Raw genomic sequence first — 18,472 nt, 5'->3', positions numbered from 1 at the left:
AAGCTCCTATCAATTTTTCTTTCAACTCTCCTATTATATCATGACTGAGCAGGAGAAAGAGAAAAAGGCCCGAAAATTCTGACCTTCTTTTTATGCCTTAAATGATTCTCTGGTTTCTAAGATGACTTTCGCAAGTCGTTCAATATCAGAAATGGTTCCACGCATCTCAAAATCCCCAATCATTGGGAATCCGAAGCGTTTTGAATATTGCTTTGCGGTCAAGCAATATTGGTTATTGAAGTTGAGATTACCTGAACCAATAACCCCGAAACACTGCTTATAGTTGTCATGCGCAGCGATAAAATCCCCAAGAGGAGTGGTAAGAATTTCGACATCACCAGAATCAAGTCCGTTCCCACCTTCTAAGTAAGTTGGTAAGATAGCAACGAAAGGTTGTTCAACAGGAAAAGTTTGATGATTCTGATCTTTGATGTTAATAGGATTTGCGGTGATTTGATAGTTTTCAGCTAAATAAGTAGAGAGGCGTTTGACGAAACTTAAGGTGTTTCCACTCAAACTAATAAATACAATGGTTAACTCAGACATATGACTCCTTAACTATATGTTGTAATCTATTTATCAGTTTAACACAATATATAGTTGTAGACAAGATGAAAAATGGTGAGAATTGAGTATCAAAAAAGCGTAGACATTGCTTGTCTTCGCTCTCAGCATTTTTGTTTAGTTTTGACGACGATTTTTTCTTGTGAAGAGTGCGCCAATGCTTAGGAATGCAAAACCAAATAGAGAAATGGTTTGTGATTCCTGGCTACCAGTTGTTGGTAAGCTTTCTGTTTTAGCTGCTAACTGCCGTACCAGTTGTGATGACCATGATCAAAAAATAGCACTCTTGGAAACAAAGTGATTTTTCATTTTTTTTCATTCTCCTTAATAAATCTCCTAAATTTTCCCAAATAAGAACTTGGAGTTCTATTACATCGATAGTAAAGGCTTTCAGCAACATTAAACACGGACTTTTATTAAGGTTTTTTAATGATATCTCAGTTTTTGATAGATATAAATTATAGTAATAGAAAATAATGTATAAAAAGTTTGCCTTTAAATGACTTTAAGATAAGAATTCTTCCTTTTTCTTTTGGAATGAAAGTGTTAAAATAGGAAAAAGACTAGATTTAGAGGATAATAATGGCAAAAGAAGTGAATTTATCAGGGGAAGAAGTTGTAGCTTTGGCTCAAAAATATATGAATGACAAGGATCTTGCACTTGTTAAAAAAGCTTTAGGCTACGCGACTGATGCTCATTTTTACCAAGCTCGCAAGTCTGGAGAGCCATACATTATCCACCCGATTCAGGTGGCAGGGATCTTGGCTGACTTGCAATTAGATGCAGTTACGGTCGCTTGCGGCTTTCTTCATGATGTTGTAGAAGATACAGAGATTACTTTAGAAGATATTGAAGATGAGTTTGGTAAAGATGTTCGCGACATTGTGGATGGCGTAACCAAATTAGGTAAAGTAGAGTACAAGTCACATGAAGAACAATTAGCCGAAAATCATCGTAAAATGTTAATGGCTATGTCCCGTGATATTAGAGTTATCTTGGTCAAATTATCAGACCGCTTGCACAATATGCGAACACTAAAACATTTGCGTAAAGATAAACAAGAGCGTATCTCGCGTGAAACAATGGAGATATATGCGCCATTAGCACATCGCTTGGGAATTAGCCGAATTAAATGGGAATTAGAAGATCTCTCTTTCCGGTATTTAAATGAAATTGAATTTTATAAAATCACCCACCTCATGTCTGAAAAACGTCGTGAGCGTGAAGCCTTGGTTGATAATATCGTTGAGAAGATAATTAGCTACACCAACGAACAAGGACTATATGGGGAAGTTTACGGAAGACCAAAACATATCTATTCCATCTACCGGAAAATGCGTGACAAGAAAAAACGCTTTGACCAAATCTTTGACTTGATTGCCATTCGTTGTATCATGGAAACCCAAAGTGACGTTTATGCCATGGTGGGTTATATCCATGAATTGTGGCGTCCAATGCCTGGTCGTTTTAAGGATTATATTGCTGCGCCAAAAGCCAATGGCTATCAGTCAATCCACACAACTGTCTATGGTCCTAAAGGACCAATTGAGATTCAGATCAGGACTAAAGAAATGCATCAAGTTGCCGAGTACGGGGTTGCCGCACACTGGGCATACAAAAAAGGTCTCAAAGGTAAAGTCAGTCAATCAGATCAAAAAGTTGGGATGAATTGGATCAATGAACTGGTTGAACTGCAAGATGCCTCAAATGGTGATGCCAAAGACTTCGTTGACTCAGTCAAAGAAGAGATTTTCTCAGAACGTATTTATGTCTTCACCCCAAATGGTGCCGTTCAAGAGTTACCAAAAGAGTCTGGTCCAATTGATTTTGCCTATGCCATTCATACCCAAGTGGGTGAGAAAGCGACTGGGGCAAAGGTCAATGGCAAGATGGTTCCATTAACCTCAAAATTAAAAACAGGTGATGTGGTTGAGATTGTCACAAATCCAAATTCATTTGGTCCAAGTCGTGACTGGATTAAATTGGTCAAAACTAATAAAGCTCGCAATAAGATTCGTCAGTTTTTCAAAAATCAAGATAAAGAACTATCAATCAATAAAGGTCGTGAATTGCTAGTCTCTTACTTCCAAGAGCAAGGCTACGTGGCCAATAAATACTTGGAACGCAAACGAATCGAGGAAATCCTACCTCGCCTTAGTGTTAAAAGTGAGGAATCCTTGTATGCTGCAGTTGGCTTTGGAGATATAAGTCCCTTATCAGTTTTCAACAAATTAACTGAAAAAGAACGACGTGAAGAAGAACGTGCTAAACTTAAAGCTGAAGCTGAAGAATTGGTCAAAGGTGGTGAAGTTAAGCACGAAAATAAAGAAGTGCTTAAAGTTCGGAGTGAAAACGGTGTTATCATTCAAGGAGCTTCAGGGTTATTAATGCTAATTGCAAAATGCTGTAATCCAGTTCCAGGTGATCCTATTGAAGGCTACATTACTAAGGGCCGAGGAATTGCCATTCACCGGGCCGATTGTAACAACATCAAGGGTCAAGACGGCTATGAACAACGCCTAATTGAAGTCGAGTGGGATTTAGATAACTCAAGCAAGGATTACCAAGCAGAAATTGATATCTATGGATTGAATAGAACAGGCTTACTAAATGATGTTCTACAAATTTTGTCAAACTCAACCAAGAGTATTTCAATGGTCAATGCCCAACCAACCAAAGATATGAAGTTTGCTAATATCCACGTCAGCTTTGGTATTCCTAACCTTGTTGAATTGACGACAGTTGTTGAAAAAATAAAAGCTGTTCCAGATATTTACAACGTCAAACGTCGTAATGGTTAAGTGAGTTTAAGAAAAAGGTGTGGTAATGAAAATTATTATTCAGCGTGTATCCCAAGCGTCAGTTTCCATAGATCGGGTTGTAAAAGGGAGTATTCAGGTTGGTCTCTTGCTTTTAGTGGGGGTTGGTCCTGATGATAACCAAGAAGACTTGGATTATGCCGTTCGAAAAATTGTTAATATGCGGATTTTCTCGGATCAGGATGACAAGATGAATTTGTCGATTCAGGATATTCATGGAGCTATTTTATCCATCTCGCAATTTACCCTCTTTGCTAATACCAAAAAAGGCAATCGGCCAGCTTTCACAGGGGCAGCCAACCCTCAAATGGCCAGTCAAATGTATGATGATTTTAATCGTCAATTAGCCGGCTTTTGCCCAGTCGAGACTGGTGTTTTCGGAGCCGACATGCAAGTCAGTCTGATTAACGATGGTCCGGTCACTATTACTCTTGATACAAAAAACAAATAATTATCAAAATTAATAAAAGACTTCTCATTTTAAAAGAGAAGTCTTTTTGCCTAAATATGGGATGTGTTTGTGTGAGTCGATATCTGAAAAAAATCTATTAATATTGTTTCTAGAAAAAATAAATCCGACTTATCTAAAATAAAGCTAGGATATTGTTAATTATAATCTTTTCGGTATGCTCTCGGACTTTTATTGTAGAATTTTTTAAAAATCTTACTAAACTGGAGTGGGTCGCTATACCCTATTGAATTAGCAACTTCCGATATGCTAAGCCGTGAGTCTTGAAGAAGTTCTTTACTTTTTTCTAATTTTACATGTAAAATATAATCTTTTATGGAATATCCTGTGTAATCCTTAAATATCTTATATAGATAACTGCGATTGAGAGATAATTTATCAGCGATTTCTTGTATCTTTATTGGTAAATCATACTTTGCATATATGAGTTTAATTGCTTCTTTAACATAAGTCTTAGTAACTTGATCTGATTGAAGGGATTTCTTAGATGGGAACTCTTGAATAAGAAATCCTAACAATTTATACAGTTCACCAATAAGTACGAGTTCAGTTATTCTGGTAGGTGTTTCATCTGCAAAACGTATAAGTTTTAATAATTGATTTAAAATAGGTGATTCAAGACTAGAATGACCAATAGATTTATCCAGTATTGATGTTTCTTTTAAAATACTCTCGGCTTTTGAACCACTAAAACCAACCCAGATATAAGTCCATGGTCGATATCTATCAGCTTGATAAAAGGTTACTTTATTTTGAGGTAATAAAAATAAATCACCTTCTTTGAGATAATATTTTTTATCATCCACAATAAACTTTCCTTGACCATTTACAATAAAATGTAAAACGTAGTCATTTCTAATACTAGGACCAAAAGAGTAATCACCATCGCAAATTTCTGCCCCATAGTGATCGACATTTAAATCAAAGTTACTAATATTAAATTCATTGTAAGTGTTCAAGATATTCATAAATCAATCTCCTTGGCAACATTATACCATATTTAAGAAACAAAAAGATATAGTAAAAGCGCTTTCTTTTTAGTAAACTATAAGTAATTTATAAGACCGAAAGGGTAATAAGATGATTTCTTTTGAGGAAAAAGAGAGGATATTTCATATAAAAACTGAGAAGTTCTCTTATGTAATGCAAGTATTAGAACATAATATATTAGTTAATTGTTATTTTGGTAAAAAGGTTAATAAATATAGTAAAAGTAACAAAATAGCATATCTTGATCGCGCTTTTTCTCCGAATCCTACCAGTAATAATCGAACTTTTTCACTAGATACACTAATGCTTGAATATAGCAATAATGGACTTGGTGATTTTAGGACGTCCTCAATAGAGGTAACCGGAGAGCATGGGTCTTCAATTGATTTAAAATACAAAGGTCATCGTATTTTTTCAGGTAAGCCAGAATTACAAGGCTTACCAGCAAGTCATGCTGAAGATAATCAAGTGGAAACATTGGAAATTGATCTTTACGACCAACTGGCAGACGTCACTGTTACCTTAAGCTATAGTGTTTTTGAAGAAGCAAATTATCTTTCGCGCTCAGCAAAAATTACTGCCGGTCAGAATCCTGTTCAAGTTGAAAAAGCCTTTTCTTTTTCAATTGACTTACCATCTAGTGATTACAATGTTCATACTTTGACAGGACGTTATGGCCATGAAAAAGATTGGACTATAACACCATTACCGGATGGGAAATATGAAATTGGAAGTGTTAGAGGAGCTTCCAGTCACTCTAAAACACCATTCATTGCATTAGCTGATGCAAATGTTTCAGAGGAATCAGGTCAAGTTTATTCCGTGCACTTGGTATATAGTGGTAATTTCAAAGCATTCGCTGAAAAATCTCCCTTGAAAACTTGTCGTCTTGGGATGGGAATTAATAATGATGAGTTTAATTGGCAGCTTGCGGCTGGTGAAATCTTTCAAACGCCGGAGGTATTAATTTCCTATACTGATCAAGGCTTAAGAGATATGACGAATACTAGTCAACAGTTTATAAGACATCATATTTGCCAGGGTAACTTTGTTGAAAAAGTTCGACCTATTCTCATCAATAATTGGGAAGCCACATACTTTGATTTCACAGAGAAAAAACTATTAGATTTAGCAAAAGTAGCTAGTAAAGTCGGTGTTGAACTCTTTGTTCTGGACGATGGTTGGTTTGGGCAACGTAATTCAGATACCTCTTCTTTAGGAGACTGGACTGAAAACCAAAAAAAACTTCCGAGTGGTCTTAGAGGAATGGCAGAGCAAATCAACCAATTAGGAATGGAATTTGGTATCTGGATAGAACCTGAGATGATTTCAGAAAATAGCGAGCTTTATAGGAAACATCCTGAGTGGACGATAGCTACTAAAGGAAGAGCCCATACTTACAGTAGAGAACAGTTAGTCTTAGATTATTCTAAGCAAGAAGTTTGTGATTACATTGTTGATTCTATAGCAAATGTCTTGAACTCAGCAAATATTTCATATGTGAAATGGGATATGAACCGTAATATCACAAATCTACCTGAAACAAAATCGAATAATCAAAAACGAGAATTTTTCCATCGCTATATTTTAGGTTTGTATCAAATATTAGAGAGATTGAATGAAGCATTTCCTGAAATATTATTTGAATCATGCAGTGGTGGTGGTGGTCGATATGACTTAGGAATGCTTTATTATATGCCTCAAACATGGGCAAGTGATAATACAGATGCCATTGGAAGACTATCCATTCAAGAAGGGACAAGTCTAATCTACCCTGCGATAACAATGGGTTCGCATGTCTCTGCATCACCAAATCACCAGACAGGTCGAGAGACATCTTTAGCTACTCGGGGAAATGTAGCCATGCTAGGTAACTTGGGCTATGAGTTGGATTTGACAAAACTTTCAGATATTGAATTAGAGGCTATTAGTGGACAGATTGCCAATTATAAAATAATTCGTGAAACGATACAGTTAGGTGATTATTATAGACTTAGAAAAACGGATAATTTTGTAGCATATAACTACGTAAACAAAGATAAAAGTCAAGTTGTCTTTACTTTCGTTAAAATTTTATCAGTCGCGGAAGCTCCAACCTTACAAGTGAAACTAGCTGGGTTGGATCCAGATAAAGAGTATTACTGTAAGGAGCTGGGTTCAAGTTTTTACGGTGACGAGTTAATGAATATTGGATTAACAATGCCACATATTCAAAAAGATTTCTTTAGTGTTCAATATATTTTTCATATTATTTAGGAGGGCTTTATGAAAGTCAAAGGTTTATTAAAGGGCGCAGCAATCTGTGCATTCGCTAGTACATTAGTAGCTTGTGGAAATGGTGGCGGTTCAGCTAGCAAGGGTGCTGTTGAGCTGGAATATTTTTCACAAAAAGCAGAAATGCAATCTACTCTAAAAGAAATAGTTAAAGATTTTGAAAAAGCTAATCCAGATATAAAGATCAAATTAACAAATGTTCCAGATGCTGGAACTGTTTTAAAAACTCGTATGGCTAACAACGAGGATCCTGATATCATCAATGTTTACCCACAAAATATGGATTTCCAAGAATGGGCAAAAGATGGTCAATTCTTAGAACTTGATGATAAGTCTGGTCTTGAAAACTTGAAAGATGGCGCAGCTGAAACTTACGCTCTTAACGATAAAATCTATTCTCTTCCATTGACAGCAAATGCTTATGGGTTCTACTATAATAAAGACAAATTCAAAGAATTAGGACTTGAAGTACCAAAAACATTCGATGAATTTAAAGAAATTGTAGATACCATTAATAAAGATGGGAAAGCGAGTCCATTTGCTTTATCACTGAATGATCCTTGGTCGCTTAACGGCTACCACCAACTAGCATGGGCAACTAATGCTGGCGGTTATGATGGCGCAGAAGAAAAACTTATTCGTAGTGGCAAAGGCGCAATTATGGCTGATGACGCGATAACTGTAAAAGTTAATAAAGCTTTAGAACTACTCCATGGTAATGGTCAAAAAGGTTATGAGGGTGCAAAATATACAGATACTGTTGCAAAATTTGCTAAAGGGGAAGCATTAATGATGCCACAAGGCACTTGGGCAGCTCCAGTTATTAATCAACAAAAACCTGATTTTGAAGTTGGTATGTTCCCATATCCTGGACAAAAAGCAGGTGAAGAACTTACAGTAGGGGCAGCAGACTTAGCGCTTTCTATCAGTAAAGATTCTAAACACCCCAATGAAGCTAAAAAATTCTTAGACTTCATGTCAAGTAAAAAAGCTATTCAAAAATATTATGATGTTGATGGATCACCAACATCAGTAGATGGTGTCGATACTGAAGGTAAATTCAAAGAAACTGAAGGTGTTACAAAATATGCTTTCACTGACAAACATATTGTTTGGTTGCAAAATGAATGGCAATCTGAAGAAGAATTTTGGAATATTACTGTAAAAGATATTAAGAAACCAGATGCTAAAGAATTAGCAAAAAGTCTTAATAAGTTCTTTGACTCAATGAAAAAATAAGATAATTAACTGGTAGTTGACTAGCATGCTAGACCTATCAGTTTTTCTTTAAGGAGTATCTAGAGGAAAAATTGTTATGAATAAAAAAAGTTTCGTGTTGCGTTATTGGGGGTGGCTGTTTATCATTATTCCAGTCATACTCCAGCTGATTTTTTTCTACTATCCATTATTCAATGGAATTTTCTATAGTCTAACTGACTGGAGTGGATTAACTGGCAATTATAATATTATTGGATTGAAAAATTATAGTCATATTTTTTCTAATTCGGATTTTTACCAAAGTATGTCATTTACTGTATTATTTACAATTGGTCTAGTAGTAGGAGAAATTGTTATAGGGTTATTTATGGCGACTCTATTAAATAGAAAAATCAAAGCTGTAGGCTTCTTTAGAACATGGTACTTTTTCCCTGCTGTACTATCAACGGTTACACTGGGCTTGATTTTTAGTCAATTTTTTAACTATGGTGTTCCACAAATAGGAGAATTTTTGCATATTGACTGGCTATCGTCAAACTTGTTGGTTAGTGAAAAATCTGTTATTCCTTCCGTTATTTTTGTTGCACTTTGGCAAGGATTGGCGATGCCAATTATCATTTTTTTAGCTGGTTTGCAAAGTATCCCTAGTGATGTTATTGAAGCGGCAGAGATTGACGGGGCTAATAAAAGTCAGAAATTCTTCAATGTCGAATTGCCGTTCTTATTGCCATCTATTAGTATGGTTTTCATTCTTGCTATGAAATCAGGTTTAACAGCTTTCGACTTAATCTTCGCACTGACAAGTGGTGGACCAGATGGTAAAACAGAATCATTAGGATTATTGGTTTACAATTATGCGTTCTCAAATAATCAATTCTCTTATGCGAATGCTTTAGCAGTTATTCTGTTTATTTTCATTGTTATTATTTCCGTTATTCAAATGACAATTTCTAAGAGATTTGAAGTGTGAGGTAGCTAGAATGTCTAACAAAAATCAAAAAAATTGGTGGGCTTATATGATCCTGTTTGCTGGGATTCTTTTCATGATTATTCCGTTGGTTGTGACAATTATTTCTTCTTTTAAACCAACAGCAGAAATTACAGGAAACTTCTTTGGATTACCTGAAGAATTTACTCTGGACAACTATACTCGTTTGTTCGAAGATGGGATTACACAATATTTCTTTAACTCAAGTTTACTGACAATAATTGGTGTTGGTTTAATTGTTGCAGTAGTTCCGATGGCAGCATTCTCAATAGCTCGGAATATGAAGCGAAGTAAAGCTTTTGCAATAATGTATGTATTCTTAATTATGGGAATTTTTGTACCATTTCAAGTTATAATGTTGCCTATGACAAAACTAATGTCAATTTTAGGATTAAATAATCATGTTGGACTTATTATCTTATATCTTGCATATGCGATACCTCAGACACTTTTCTTGTATGTTGGCTACATAAAGGCTATAGTACCAGAAGATATGGATGAAGCAGCTGCAATTGATGGCTGTGACAAATTTACAATGTATTGGAAAATAATTTTCCCACTTTTGAAACCAATACATGCGACGGTTTTGATTATCAACGCACTTTGGATTTGGAATGACTTTTTACTTCCCTTACTGATTTTAAATAAAGATCAAAATCTTTGGACCTTGCCGTTATTCCAATATAATTATCAAGGTATGTACTTTAGCGATTATGGACCAAGTTTTGCATCATATGTTGTAGGCATTATCCCGATCTTAATTGTCTACTTAATTTTCCAAAAGAATATCATTTCAGGTATGACAAGTGGTGCAGTAAAATAAGTAGGATGGAAATATGACACTAACAAATAAAACAATGTTAATTACCTATTCAGATAGTTTAGGTAAGGATCTGAAAGAGTTGCAAGATAACTTAGAACGATACTTTGGCGATTCAGTTGGAGGGGTTCATTTGCTTCCTTTCTATCCATCAACTGGTGACCGTGGTTTTGCTCCAGTTAATTACGAACAAGTTGACTCTGTCTTTGGTGATTGGGAAGATATCAAACGCCTTGGTGAAAAATACTACCTTATGTTTGATTTTATGATTAATCATATTTCTAAGCAATCATCTTATTATAAAGATTACCAAGAAAAACATGAGGCTAGCGAGTATAAAGATCTTTTCTTGAACTGGGACAAATTTTGGCCAGAAAATAGACCAACACAAGCCGATGTAGATTTGATTTACAAGCGAAAAGATAGAGCTCCTAAACAAGAAATTGTATTTGAGGATGGTCAAAAAGAATATCTCTGGAATACTTTTGGTGAAGAACAAATTGACCTTGACGTTTCCAAAGAAGTTACAATGGACTTTATTAAGAAAACGATTGAACATTTAGTGGCAAATGGATGTGACTTGATTCGTTTAGATGCTTTTGCTTATGCAATAAAAAAACTAGATAGTAATGATTTCTTTGTTGAGCCAGATATTTGGGAACTATTAGATAAAGTTCGCGATATTGCTAAGGAAGCAGGAGCAGAAATTCTTCCTGAAATTCATGAACACTATAGTATTCAATTTAAGATTGCAGATCATGATTATTTTGTCTATGACTTTGCATTACCAATGGTTACTCTTTTCAGCCTATATAGTGGAAAAACAAAGCGACTTGCTAAATGGTTAGAGATGAGTCCAATGAAACAGTTTACAACTCTCGACACTCACGATGGGATTGGTGTGGTCGATGTGAAGGACATTCTAACAGATGAAGAAATTGTTTATGCTTCTAATGAGCTTTACAAAGTCGGAGCAAATGTTAAACGTAAGTACTCATCTGCTGAATATAACAACCTAGATATTTATCAAATCAACTCAACCTACTATTCAGCCTTGGGCGATGACGACAAAAAATACTTTATTGCACGCCTCATCCAAGCTTTTGCGCCAGGGATTCCGCAAGTTTATTACGTAGGATTCCTTGCAGGTAAGAATGATTTGGAATTGCTAGAGCGCACCAAAGAAGGTCGAAATATCAACAGACATTACTACACTAGCCAAGAAATTGCAAAAGAAGTGGAACGTCCATTAGTGAAATCACTCTTGAAACTATTTAGTTACAGGAATAATTCATATGCTTTTGATCTTGAAGGAAGTATCTCTGTACAAACACCAGATGATAATTCAATTGTCATTGTAAGAAGCAATAAAGATCAGAGTGTAACGGCTGAATTACAGCTTAACTTAAACGATGACACCTATCAAGTAATAGAAAATGGACAAACCGTATTATTTGATTAAGAATACTCCTAATTTACTAGAGTTATCTAAATAAGATGTTTTCCTAACATTGAGATTTAGCTAACTCTTTTTATATGTTATAATTTTTATATGAAGTTTAAGAAAGGATGCTATATGGAATTGAAAGCCTATTTCCCGGAAGTCAAAAGAAGTTATTTTCCAATTTTTGATTCAGATTGGATAAGCATACAAGATGGGGAAGAATACCTTCATTTCCCAATAAGTTCCTTGACCAAGCGCGAACTTATTCTTTTGGAAGTGCTAGCCCATAAAAATAGCCCTGCTGAAAAGCATAGATCGGCCTGGCATGCTTATCTTGTTGATGGTAAGGGAGATGTTCCAGAGGAGCTAAGCGCTTATCAGTTTATTTATTTTAACCATCAGGAGCAACTGTCTCAAGAATTCAATGATGTTTTATCTTCAATTATAGGGACTGTTATAGGGACTGTCATAGATCACATTGCTATCAGTCAAACAAGAACGGCTTTTTTGATCGATAATCAAACAAAAACTGATAATTTTGCTACGTTGATAGATATTCTACCGACCTTGGAAAATGATTTTGGTCAAGCATTCAGAGTATTTATTGGGAATGAATGGCCCAAGGATAGTTTGGCGCCAATATCAGCTTATTTTAAAGAAGAAAATAACCTGTTTTCATCTTACTTAGCTGACAAAAGAAGCCATCAAGTTGTTAGTTTTCCAGAACTCATGTTATGGTCCCTAATTGCAGTTATTCCTTTAAAAACTGTTGAAGCTCATTTTAACCATTGTTTAATACAAAATAAAGACATGTCAGATATGGTTGTGGCAATGTGGCAATCTCAAGGAAACTTGGTGCAATCTGCACAAAAACTATACATTCATAGAAACTCTTTACAGTACAAGCTAGACAAGCTTAAAGTACAATCTGGTTTAAACCTCAAGAATCTTGATGATCTGGCTTTCGCCTATTTATTTATAGAAAAAAAATAAAGACTGTGCAAGGTGCCCAAAGAAATTTGGGCGCTTTGTCTATGTTATGAAAACGTTATCTTTGATATACTATAGCTAATTAAGGAACTGTTTTAGTATACAGTTTAATAGAAAATCAGGAGCTACCCATGGTACAATTAAATTTAAATCACATTTATAAAAAATACCCAAACACAACTCACTATGCAGTTGAGGATTTCAATTTAGAAATCGGCGATAAAGAATTTATCGTTTTCGTTGGTCCTTCAGGATGTGGTAAATCAACAACACTTCGTATGATTGCTGGTCTTGAAGATATCTCAGAAGGTGAACTATCAATTGATGGCGAAGTAGTCAATGACAAATCACCTAAAGACCGTGATATTGCCATGGTTTTCCAAAACTATGCCCTTTATCCACATATGACTGTATATGATAACATGGCATTTGGTCTTAAACTACGTAAATATAAAAAAGATGACATTGATAAACGTGTTAAAGAAGCAGCAACTATCCTTGGTTTGACTGAATTCTTAGATCGTAAACCAGCTGACTTGTCAGGTGGACAACGTCAACGTGTTGCTATGGGACGTGCCATTGTCCGTGATCCAAAAGTGTTCTTGATGGATGAGCCGCTATCAAACTTGGATGCCAAGTTACGTGTCTCAATGCGTGCTGAAATTGCAAAAATTCACCGCCGTATCGGATCAACTACAATTTATGTAACCCATGACCAAACAGAAGCGATGACATTGGCCGACCGTATTGTTATCATGAGTGCTACTAAAAATCCAGAAGGTAATGGAACAATTGGTAAAATTGAACAAGTTGGTTCACCTCAAGAATTGTATAACTTACCAGCCAATAAATTTGTTGCCGGCTTTATTGGAAGCCCATCCATGAACTTCTTTGAAGTAACAGTTGATAATGGTCGTTTAACTAGTGACCAAGGTTTAGATATTGCTATTCCTGAAGGACAAGAAAAAGTTCTTAATGCAGCAGGTTACAAAGGTAAAAAAATCATCTTTGGTATTCGTCCAGAAGATATTTCTGCTAATAAACTTGTTCAGGATACTTTCCCAAGTGCAAGTGTTAAAGCTGAAGTTTTAGTGTCAGAATTACTTGGTTCAGAAACAATGCTTTATGTGAAACAAGGTACTACTGAATTTGCTTCTCGCGTAGATGCGCGTGATTTCCACAACCCAGGGGAAGTTGTTGACTTAACATTTAATGTATCAAAAGGTCATTTCTTTGACTTGGAAACAGAACAAGCAATTCGTTAATTTGCTATTCCTCCTAGAATAAAACAGAGACCTCGAAAATATAATTTTGGGGTTTTTGTTTCAATAAATTATTAGAAAGTATATGGATTATGATACAAAAATGGTGGCATAAGGCGACAATCTATCAAGTTTATCCTAAATCATTTAAAGATAGTAATGCTGATGGGATTGGTGATTTAAGAGGTATCACAAGTAAACTAGACTATTTGCAAAAACTAGGCATCACTGCCCTCTGGCTATCACCTGTTTATCAGTCGCCGATGGATGATAATGGTTATGATATTGCGGATTATCAAGCTATTGCAGCTATCTTTGGGAACATGGCTGACATGGATAATTTAATTGCAGAAGCAAACAAGCGTGATATCAGAATTATCATGGATTTGGTGGTTAACCATACCTCTGATGAGCACGCTTGGTTCGTTGAAGCTAAGGAAAATCCAGATAGTCCAGAGCGTGATTATTATATTTGGCGTGATCAGCCAAATGCATTGACATCGACTTTCTCAGGGTCAGCTTGGGAATTAGATCAAGCATCAGGTCAATACTATTTACATTTATTCAGCAAGAAACAGCCAGATCTGAACTGGGAAAACCAAGAGCTTCGTCAAAAAATTTATGACATGATGAACTATTGGATTGATAAAGGAATTGGTGGTTTCCGCATGGACGTGATTGACCTGATTGGTAAACTACCTGATCAAGAAATCACAGGCAATGGACCCAAACTGCACAGCTATTTAAAAGAAATGAATCAATCTAGCTTTGGTAATCATGATTTACTGACAGTTGGTGAAACTTGGGGGGCAACACCAGAAATAGCTAAACAGTATTCACGCCCTGAAAATAATGAGCTTTCCATGGTATTCCAATTTGAACACATTGGCTTACAACATCAAGACAATCAACCAAAATGGGAATTTACTGAGAGCCTCGATGTTTTTGCTTTGAAGAAAATTTTTACCAAGTGGCAAACAGAACTAAAACTTGGTGAGGGCTGGAATTCACTTTTTTGGAACAACCATGACTTGCCACGTATCCTTTCTATTTGGGGAGATACGGGACAAAACCGTGTTAAGTCAGGAAAAGCCTTCGCTATCCTTCTCCATTTAATGCGAGGAACACCTTATATCTATCAAGGAGAAGAAATTGGCATGACCAATTATCCATTCCAAGATTTGAGCCAAGTTGATGATATTGAATCCGTCAACTATGCCCATGAGGCTTTGGAAAATGGCAAAGCGATGGAGGATATCATGGAAAGTATCCGACGGATTGGCCGTGACAATGCAAGGACCCCTATGCAATGGGATCCTTCAGCCAAGGCTGGTTTTTCAGAAGCAGGAAAAACTTGGTTACCAGTAAATCCAAATTACCAAGAGATTAATGTAGAAGCAGCCTTGGCTGATAAAGACTCACTCTTCTACACCTATCAAAATCTCATTAGCTTACGCAAAACAGAAGACTGGTTGGTCGAAGCAGACTTCCAACTGTTAGAATCCGTCGACAATGTCTTCGCTTACCAACGCCAATTAGGTCAAGATAAGTATCTCGTCGTAGTCAATCTGTCTGACCAAGAACAAGCATTCAAATTACCTGAAGGAAATCACCAAGTCATTATTTCCAATACAGATTGTGACCAAGTAAAAGCATGCTCACACTTACAAGCATGGGATGCATTTTGTTTAAAGTATCATGAGAACTAAGTAGAAAAATCTAAAAAGAGAACCAACGGTTCTCTTTTTTAATCTAAATTTGTTACTATTTTGGCTGGTGACCCCATGACCAGTGTATTATCAGGTATATCTTTTGTTACCAAACTATTTGCGCCCACAACTACATTGTTGCCAATGGTTACACCCTGCAAAACGGTCACATTTGCTCCTAGCCAAGAATTTTCGCCTATAGAGACAGGCAGGTTATATTGATATCCCTCTTTACGAAGTTGAGTTTCTAGTGGATGTGTTCCGGCAATCAAGGTTACATTTGGTCCAATCATGGTATGAGAACCAATAGTGATTCTTGTATCATCAACCATTGTTAAATTGTAATTAATGTAGACATTATTGCCGATTTTATAAAAGTGACCGCCCCGGTTTGCGTTAAGTGGAGGTTTAATATAAACATTTTCTCCCAATTCATTAAACATTATTTTTAGAAGTTCTTCTCTTTTTTTCCTTTGACTTGGGCGTGTATGATTGAAATCATAGAGTAAATCTTGACAATTGAGTTGCTCATATAAAATATCAGGTTCAGTCGGTAAGTATAATTCACCACTGTGCATTTGGTCAAATTGTGTCATTTTTTCCTCCGCATTTATCTTAAATACTAGATTCTCGTAGCGTTAGTTTTGTGCCTAGGCGAGTCATAGTCACGCTATTTCCAGGCTTGATCAATTGCTTATTTAAAATATCGACGGCTGTAATACCCATTTCTTCGGTATAGACTGTGATTGAACTTAAGGCTGGGAAAACTTGTTTAGTAATCGCCGTGTCATTAAAACAAATAAGGCTGACACGACTAGGAACTGAAATTTGTGCTTCCTGAAGAGCCTTCATGGCTCCAACAGCTAAGGTGTCATTGGGTACAAAGAAAGCTTGTGGCAACTTGTCTCCCAAAGTTTGAATGGCATCTTTCATCAAATTGTAGCCTGATTGAGCAGAAAATGGTCCAACAAAGATAAAATCAGAATTATAAATTCCATTTTCGTAAGCATAATTTTTAAAAGTTCTAAAGCGTTGGTCAATCAGTAATTCACTTTGATCGCTAGTCCGTTCTTCACCGGCAATCATCCCAATTTTAGTTAACTCATATTGTAAGAAATGATCAATCACCTCTTGAACAGAATGGTCAAAATCAGTTGTTACACAGTGGTGTCCCTGTGGTAGCGTATCAGAATCGACAAAAACTAAGACATTACTTTTTCGTTCTAAACTTTTAATCTGTTTTTTTGAAAATTTACCAATTGCAATAATCCCAACTACAAATTCGTCTATTACTAATGTGTCATTATTGAAGAAGCGAACCACATCATAACCCAGCTCTTGAGCTCTTTTTTCAATACCGATTCGAATAGAGTAATAATATAAATCATTTAATTCCTCTTGTTGACTATACCATTGATAAATAGCAATCCGTTGTTTAATTTTAGGAGCATTGGTTATCTTTTGATGTTTAGAATAACCAAGTTGATCAGCAGCTGTTAAAATCCGGTGGCGAGTAGCCTCCCCAACTGATAAGGATTGGTCATTATTCAAAACACGTGATACAGTAGCTTGTGATACATTTGCGAGTTTTGCAATATCTTTTAATGTTGCCATAAGGCTCCTTTCTAGAAGTTTATGGTTATTATAACATAGATAAAACCAATGTGCTATATATTTAGTAAAATTTTAGTAAAACATTTGACTATCTCTCAATGATTTCTTAGAATAAAGGTAATAGAATAAAAGGAGCAAAGAAATGACTAATTTAGAACTACAAGAAGCTTTTAAAAAGGTATTTGGAGAAGAAAGCAATGATTTGTTTTTTTCACCTGGACGTATTAATCTAATTGGTGAACACACTGATTATAATGGTGGTCATGTTTTCCCAGCGGCGATTACTTTAGGGACTTATGGTGCAGCTCGAAAAAGAGAAGATAAAAAATTGCGTTTTTACTCAGGTAACTTTGAAGAAGTTGGAATGATTGAAGTTGACTTAGACAATCTTGTCTTTGAAAAAGAAGATAACTGGACTAACTATGCTAAAGGCGTAATTAAATTCTTGCAAGAGGCTGGACATGTTATTGATTCTGGTTTTGATTTATATGTCTTTGGTAATATTCCTAATGGCTCAGGCTTGTCATCATCAGCTTCTTTAGAACTGTTGGTTGGAATTGTCTGTGAAAAATTATTTGATCTTAAATTAGAACGGTTAGACCTAGTAAAAATTGGTAAACTAACAGAGAATCAATTCATTGGTGTGAATTCAGGAATTATGGATCAATTTGCAATCGGGATGGGCGCTGATAAGCGTGCAATCTATTTGGACACAAATACCCTAGAATATGATTTAGTTCCATTAGACTTGGGCAACCATGTTATTGTCATCATGAACACTAATAAACGACGTGAGTTAGCTGATTCTAAATACAATGAACGTCGTGCAGAATGTGAAAAAGCTGTAGAAGAATTGAATGATAAATTAAACATAAAAACATTAGGTGAATTAGATGCGAATACCTTTGATCAATTTGCTTACCTCATTAAAGATGGCAACCGTATCAAACGGGCACGTCATGCTGTATTAGAAAATCAACGTACCTTAAATGCTCGTAAAGCTTTGGAAGAAGGGCGCCTAGAAGACTTTGGACGTATAGTGAATGCTTCTCATGTTTCTTTGGAACATGATTATGAAGTTACAGGTATTGAATTGGATACATTAGTTCACACAGCTTGGGAGCAAGAAGGTGTCCTTGGAGCTCGCATGACTGGTGCAGGTTTTGGTGGCTGTGCAATTGCAATAGTTGCCAAAGATAAAGTTGAAGCCTTTAAAGAAGTAGTCGGCAAACACTATACTGAGGTCATTGGTTATGCTCCAGCTTTTTATATTGCAGAAATTGCCCAAGGCTCACACCTACTTTAAAGAA

At 35.8% G+C, this 18,472-nt stretch carries 17 protein-coding genes; 12 read left to right on the top strand and 5 right to left on the bottom strand.

From position 1 onward, the window contains the following. Nucleotides 1–90 precede the first annotated feature (90 nt). Both nrdI and SPB_RS11660 read right to left on the bottom strand, forming a co-directional pair. A complete protein-coding gene (gene nrdI / locus SPB_RS08495; protein WP_003102705.1) occupies nucleotides 91–546 on the bottom strand; it encodes a class Ib ribonucleoside-diphosphate reductase assembly flavoprotein NrdI in 456 nt (151 codons plus the stop codon). A 135-nt stretch (nucleotides 547–681) separates the two neighbouring features. Further along, nucleotides 682–753: an LPXTG cell wall anchor domain-containing protein gene (locus tag SPB_RS11660; RefSeq protein WP_367682862.1), complete on the bottom strand. Its 72-nt coding sequence runs from the start codon at nucleotides 751–753 to the stop codon at nucleotides 682–684. Between SPB_RS11660 and SPB_RS11535 the strand changes: the two genes are divergently transcribed. The 3 genes from SPB_RS11535 to dtd all read left to right on the top strand — a co-directional run bounded on the left by SPB_RS11535 (nucleotide 722) and on the right by dtd (nucleotide 3,835). Beyond that, nucleotides 722–865 (top strand): hypothetical protein, encoded by a 144-nt coding sequence (locus SPB_RS11535; RefSeq protein WP_003103350.1) that lies wholly within the window; start codon nucleotides 722–724, stop codon nucleotides 863–865. The two genes, SPB_RS11660 and SPB_RS11535, sit on opposite strands and share 32 nt — an antisense overlap. A gap of 281 nt (nucleotides 866–1,146) precedes the next feature. After that, nucleotides 1,147–3,366 carry a RelA/SpoT family protein gene (locus SPB_RS08490; protein WP_003104228.1) on the top strand — a complete coding sequence of 740 codons (2,220 nt, stop codon included), beginning with the start codon at nucleotides 1,147–1,149 and terminating at the stop codon, nucleotides 3,364–3,366. A gap of 25 nt (nucleotides 3,367–3,391) precedes the next feature. After that, nucleotides 3,392–3,835 carry a D-aminoacyl-tRNA deacylase gene (gene dtd, locus SPB_RS08485; protein ID WP_003104659.1) on the top strand — a complete coding sequence of 148 codons (444 nt, stop codon included), beginning with the start codon at nucleotides 3,392–3,394 and terminating at the stop codon, nucleotides 3,833–3,835. Nucleotides 3,836–3,990: 155 nt separating this feature from the next. Here the strand turns inward: dtd and SPB_RS08480 are convergent, their stop codons facing one another. Next, nucleotides 3,991–4,821 (bottom strand): AraC family transcriptional regulator, encoded by an 831-nt coding sequence (locus tag SPB_RS08480; protein ID WP_003105409.1) that lies wholly within the window; start codon nucleotides 4,819–4,821, stop codon nucleotides 3,991–3,993. A 175-nt stretch (nucleotides 4,822–4,996) separates the two neighbouring features. Between SPB_RS08480 and SPB_RS08475 the strand changes: the two genes are divergently transcribed. The 8 genes from SPB_RS08475 to SPB_RS08440 all read left to right on the top strand — a co-directional run bounded on the left by SPB_RS08475 (nucleotide 4,997) and on the right by SPB_RS08440 (nucleotide 15,548). Next, nucleotides 4,997–7,099 carry an alpha-galactosidase gene (locus tag SPB_RS08475; protein ID WP_003102883.1) on the top strand — a complete coding sequence of 701 codons (2,103 nt, stop codon included), beginning with the start codon at nucleotides 4,997–4,999 and terminating at the stop codon, nucleotides 7,097–7,099. Between the two features lie 9 nt (nucleotides 7,100–7,108). Continuing rightward, entirely contained in the window at nucleotides 7,109–8,356 is a 1,248-nt protein-coding gene (locus tag SPB_RS08470) for an extracellular solute-binding protein (RefSeq protein ID WP_003104073.1), read from the top strand. A 76-nt stretch (nucleotides 8,357–8,432) separates the two neighbouring features. Next, a complete protein-coding gene (locus SPB_RS08465; protein ID WP_003103746.1) occupies nucleotides 8,433–9,305 on the top strand; it encodes a carbohydrate ABC transporter permease in 873 nt (290 codons plus the stop codon). Nucleotides 9,306–9,315: 10 nt separating this feature from the next. Then, nucleotides 9,316–10,146, top strand: coding sequence for a carbohydrate ABC transporter permease (locus tag SPB_RS08460; RefSeq protein ID WP_037621227.1), 831 nt, complete (start codon nucleotides 9,316–9,318; stop codon nucleotides 10,144–10,146). 13 nt (nucleotides 10,147–10,159) lie between these two features. Continuing rightward, nucleotides 10,160–11,605, top strand: a complete 1,446-nt coding sequence (gene gtfA, locus SPB_RS08455) for a sucrose phosphorylase (protein WP_003105019.1) — start codon at nucleotides 10,160–10,162, stop codon at nucleotides 11,603–11,605. Between the two features lie 114 nt (nucleotides 11,606–11,719). Continuing rightward, nucleotides 11,720–12,580, top strand: coding sequence for a helix-turn-helix domain-containing protein (locus tag SPB_RS08450; RefSeq protein ID WP_003105474.1), 861 nt, complete (start codon nucleotides 11,720–11,722; stop codon nucleotides 12,578–12,580). 128 nt (nucleotides 12,581–12,708) lie between these two features. Further along, the gene (locus tag SPB_RS08445) at nucleotides 12,709–13,842 is read left to right on the top strand and encodes an ABC transporter ATP-binding protein (protein ID WP_003103388.1); all 1,134 of its coding nucleotides are present in this window, start codon (nucleotides 12,709–12,711) and stop codon (nucleotides 13,840–13,842) included. Nucleotides 13,843–13,931: 89 nt separating this feature from the next. Continuing rightward, the gene (locus SPB_RS08440) at nucleotides 13,932–15,548 is read left to right on the top strand and encodes a glycoside hydrolase family 13 protein (RefSeq protein ID WP_003103529.1); all 1,617 of its coding nucleotides are present in this window, start codon (nucleotides 13,932–13,934) and stop codon (nucleotides 15,546–15,548) included. A 38-nt stretch (nucleotides 15,549–15,586) separates the two neighbouring features. Here the strand turns inward: SPB_RS08440 and SPB_RS08435 are convergent, their stop codons facing one another. Further along, nucleotides 15,587–16,144: a sugar O-acetyltransferase gene (locus SPB_RS08435; protein WP_003104621.1), complete on the bottom strand. Its 558-nt coding sequence runs from the start codon at nucleotides 16,142–16,144 to the stop codon at nucleotides 15,587–15,589. 19 nt (nucleotides 16,145–16,163) lie between these two features. Further along, on the bottom strand, nucleotides 16,164–17,162 hold the full coding sequence (locus SPB_RS08430) for a LacI family DNA-binding transcriptional regulator (protein ID WP_003105561.1): 999 nt from the start codon (nucleotides 17,160–17,162) through the stop codon (nucleotides 16,164–16,166). A gap of 142 nt (nucleotides 17,163–17,304) precedes the next feature. Between SPB_RS08430 and SPB_RS08425 the strand changes: the two genes are divergently transcribed. Then, nucleotides 17,305–18,468 (top strand): galactokinase, encoded by a 1,164-nt coding sequence (locus SPB_RS08425; protein ID WP_003102767.1) that lies wholly within the window; start codon nucleotides 17,305–17,307, stop codon nucleotides 18,466–18,468. The last annotated feature ends 4 nt before the right edge of the window (nucleotides 18,469–18,472 follow it).

Origin of the sequence: Streptococcus parauberis NCFD 2020 (genome assembly GCF_000187935.1) — a bacterium.
Classification (GTDB): domain Bacteria; phylum Bacillota; class Bacilli; order Lactobacillales; family Streptococcaceae; genus Streptococcus; species Streptococcus parauberis.
The sequence above is the reverse complement of the archived record's forward strand: the minus strand, read 5'-3'. Positions and strand labels throughout refer to the sequence as shown.

What these genes read in the sequence shown, in the direction of transcription:
- SPB_RS08430 (WP_003105561.1), bottom strand. Translation starts at nt 17,162, where the DNA reads ATGGCAACATTAAAAGATATTGCAAAACTCGCAAATGTATCACAAGCT.
- SPB_RS08470 (WP_003104073.1), top strand. Translation starts at nt 7,109, where the DNA reads ATGAAAGTCAAAGGTTTATTAAAGGGCGCAGCAATCTGTGCATTCGCT.
- SPB_RS08460 (WP_037621227.1), top strand. Translation starts at nt 9,316, where the DNA reads ATGTCTAACAAAAATCAAAAAAATTGGTGGGCTTATATGATCCTGTTT.
- gtfA (WP_003105019.1), top strand. Translation starts at nt 10,160, where the DNA reads ATGACACTAACAAATAAAACAATGTTAATTACCTATTCAGATAGTTTA.
- SPB_RS08480 (WP_003105409.1), bottom strand. Translation starts at nt 4,821, where the DNA reads ATGAATATCTTGAACACTTACAATGAATTTAATATTAGTAACTTTGAT.
- SPB_RS08465 (WP_003103746.1), top strand. Translation starts at nt 8,433, where the DNA reads ATGAATAAAAAAAGTTTCGTGTTGCGTTATTGGGGGTGGCTGTTTATC.
- dtd (WP_003104659.1), top strand. Translation starts at nt 3,392, where the DNA reads ATGAAAATTATTATTCAGCGTGTATCCCAAGCGTCAGTTTCCATAGAT.
- SPB_RS08475 (WP_003102883.1), top strand. Translation starts at nt 4,997, where the DNA reads ATGCAAGTATTAGAACATAATATATTAGTTAATTGTTATTTTGGTAAA.
- SPB_RS08450 (WP_003105474.1), top strand. Translation starts at nt 11,720, where the DNA reads ATGGAATTGAAAGCCTATTTCCCGGAAGTCAAAAGAAGTTATTTTCCA.
- SPB_RS08490 (WP_003104228.1), top strand. Translation starts at nt 1,147, where the DNA reads ATGGCAAAAGAAGTGAATTTATCAGGGGAAGAAGTTGTAGCTTTGGCT.
- SPB_RS08440 (WP_003103529.1), top strand. Translation starts at nt 13,932, where the DNA reads ATGATACAAAAATGGTGGCATAAGGCGACAATCTATCAAGTTTATCCT.
- SPB_RS11535 (WP_003103350.1), top strand. Translation starts at nt 722, where the DNA reads ATGCTTAGGAATGCAAAACCAAATAGAGAAATGGTTTGTGATTCCTGG.
- SPB_RS08425 (WP_003102767.1), top strand. Translation starts at nt 17,305, where the DNA reads ATGACTAATTTAGAACTACAAGAAGCTTTTAAAAAGGTATTTGGAGAA.
- SPB_RS08435 (WP_003104621.1), bottom strand. Translation starts at nt 16,144, where the DNA reads ATGACACAATTTGACCAAATGCACAGTGGTGAATTATACTTACCGACT.
- SPB_RS08445 (WP_003103388.1), top strand. Translation starts at nt 12,709, where the DNA reads ATGGTACAATTAAATTTAAATCACATTTATAAAAAATACCCAAACACA.
- nrdI (WP_003102705.1), bottom strand. Translation starts at nt 546, where the DNA reads ATGTCTGAGTTAACCATTGTATTTATTAGTTTGAGTGGAAACACCTTA.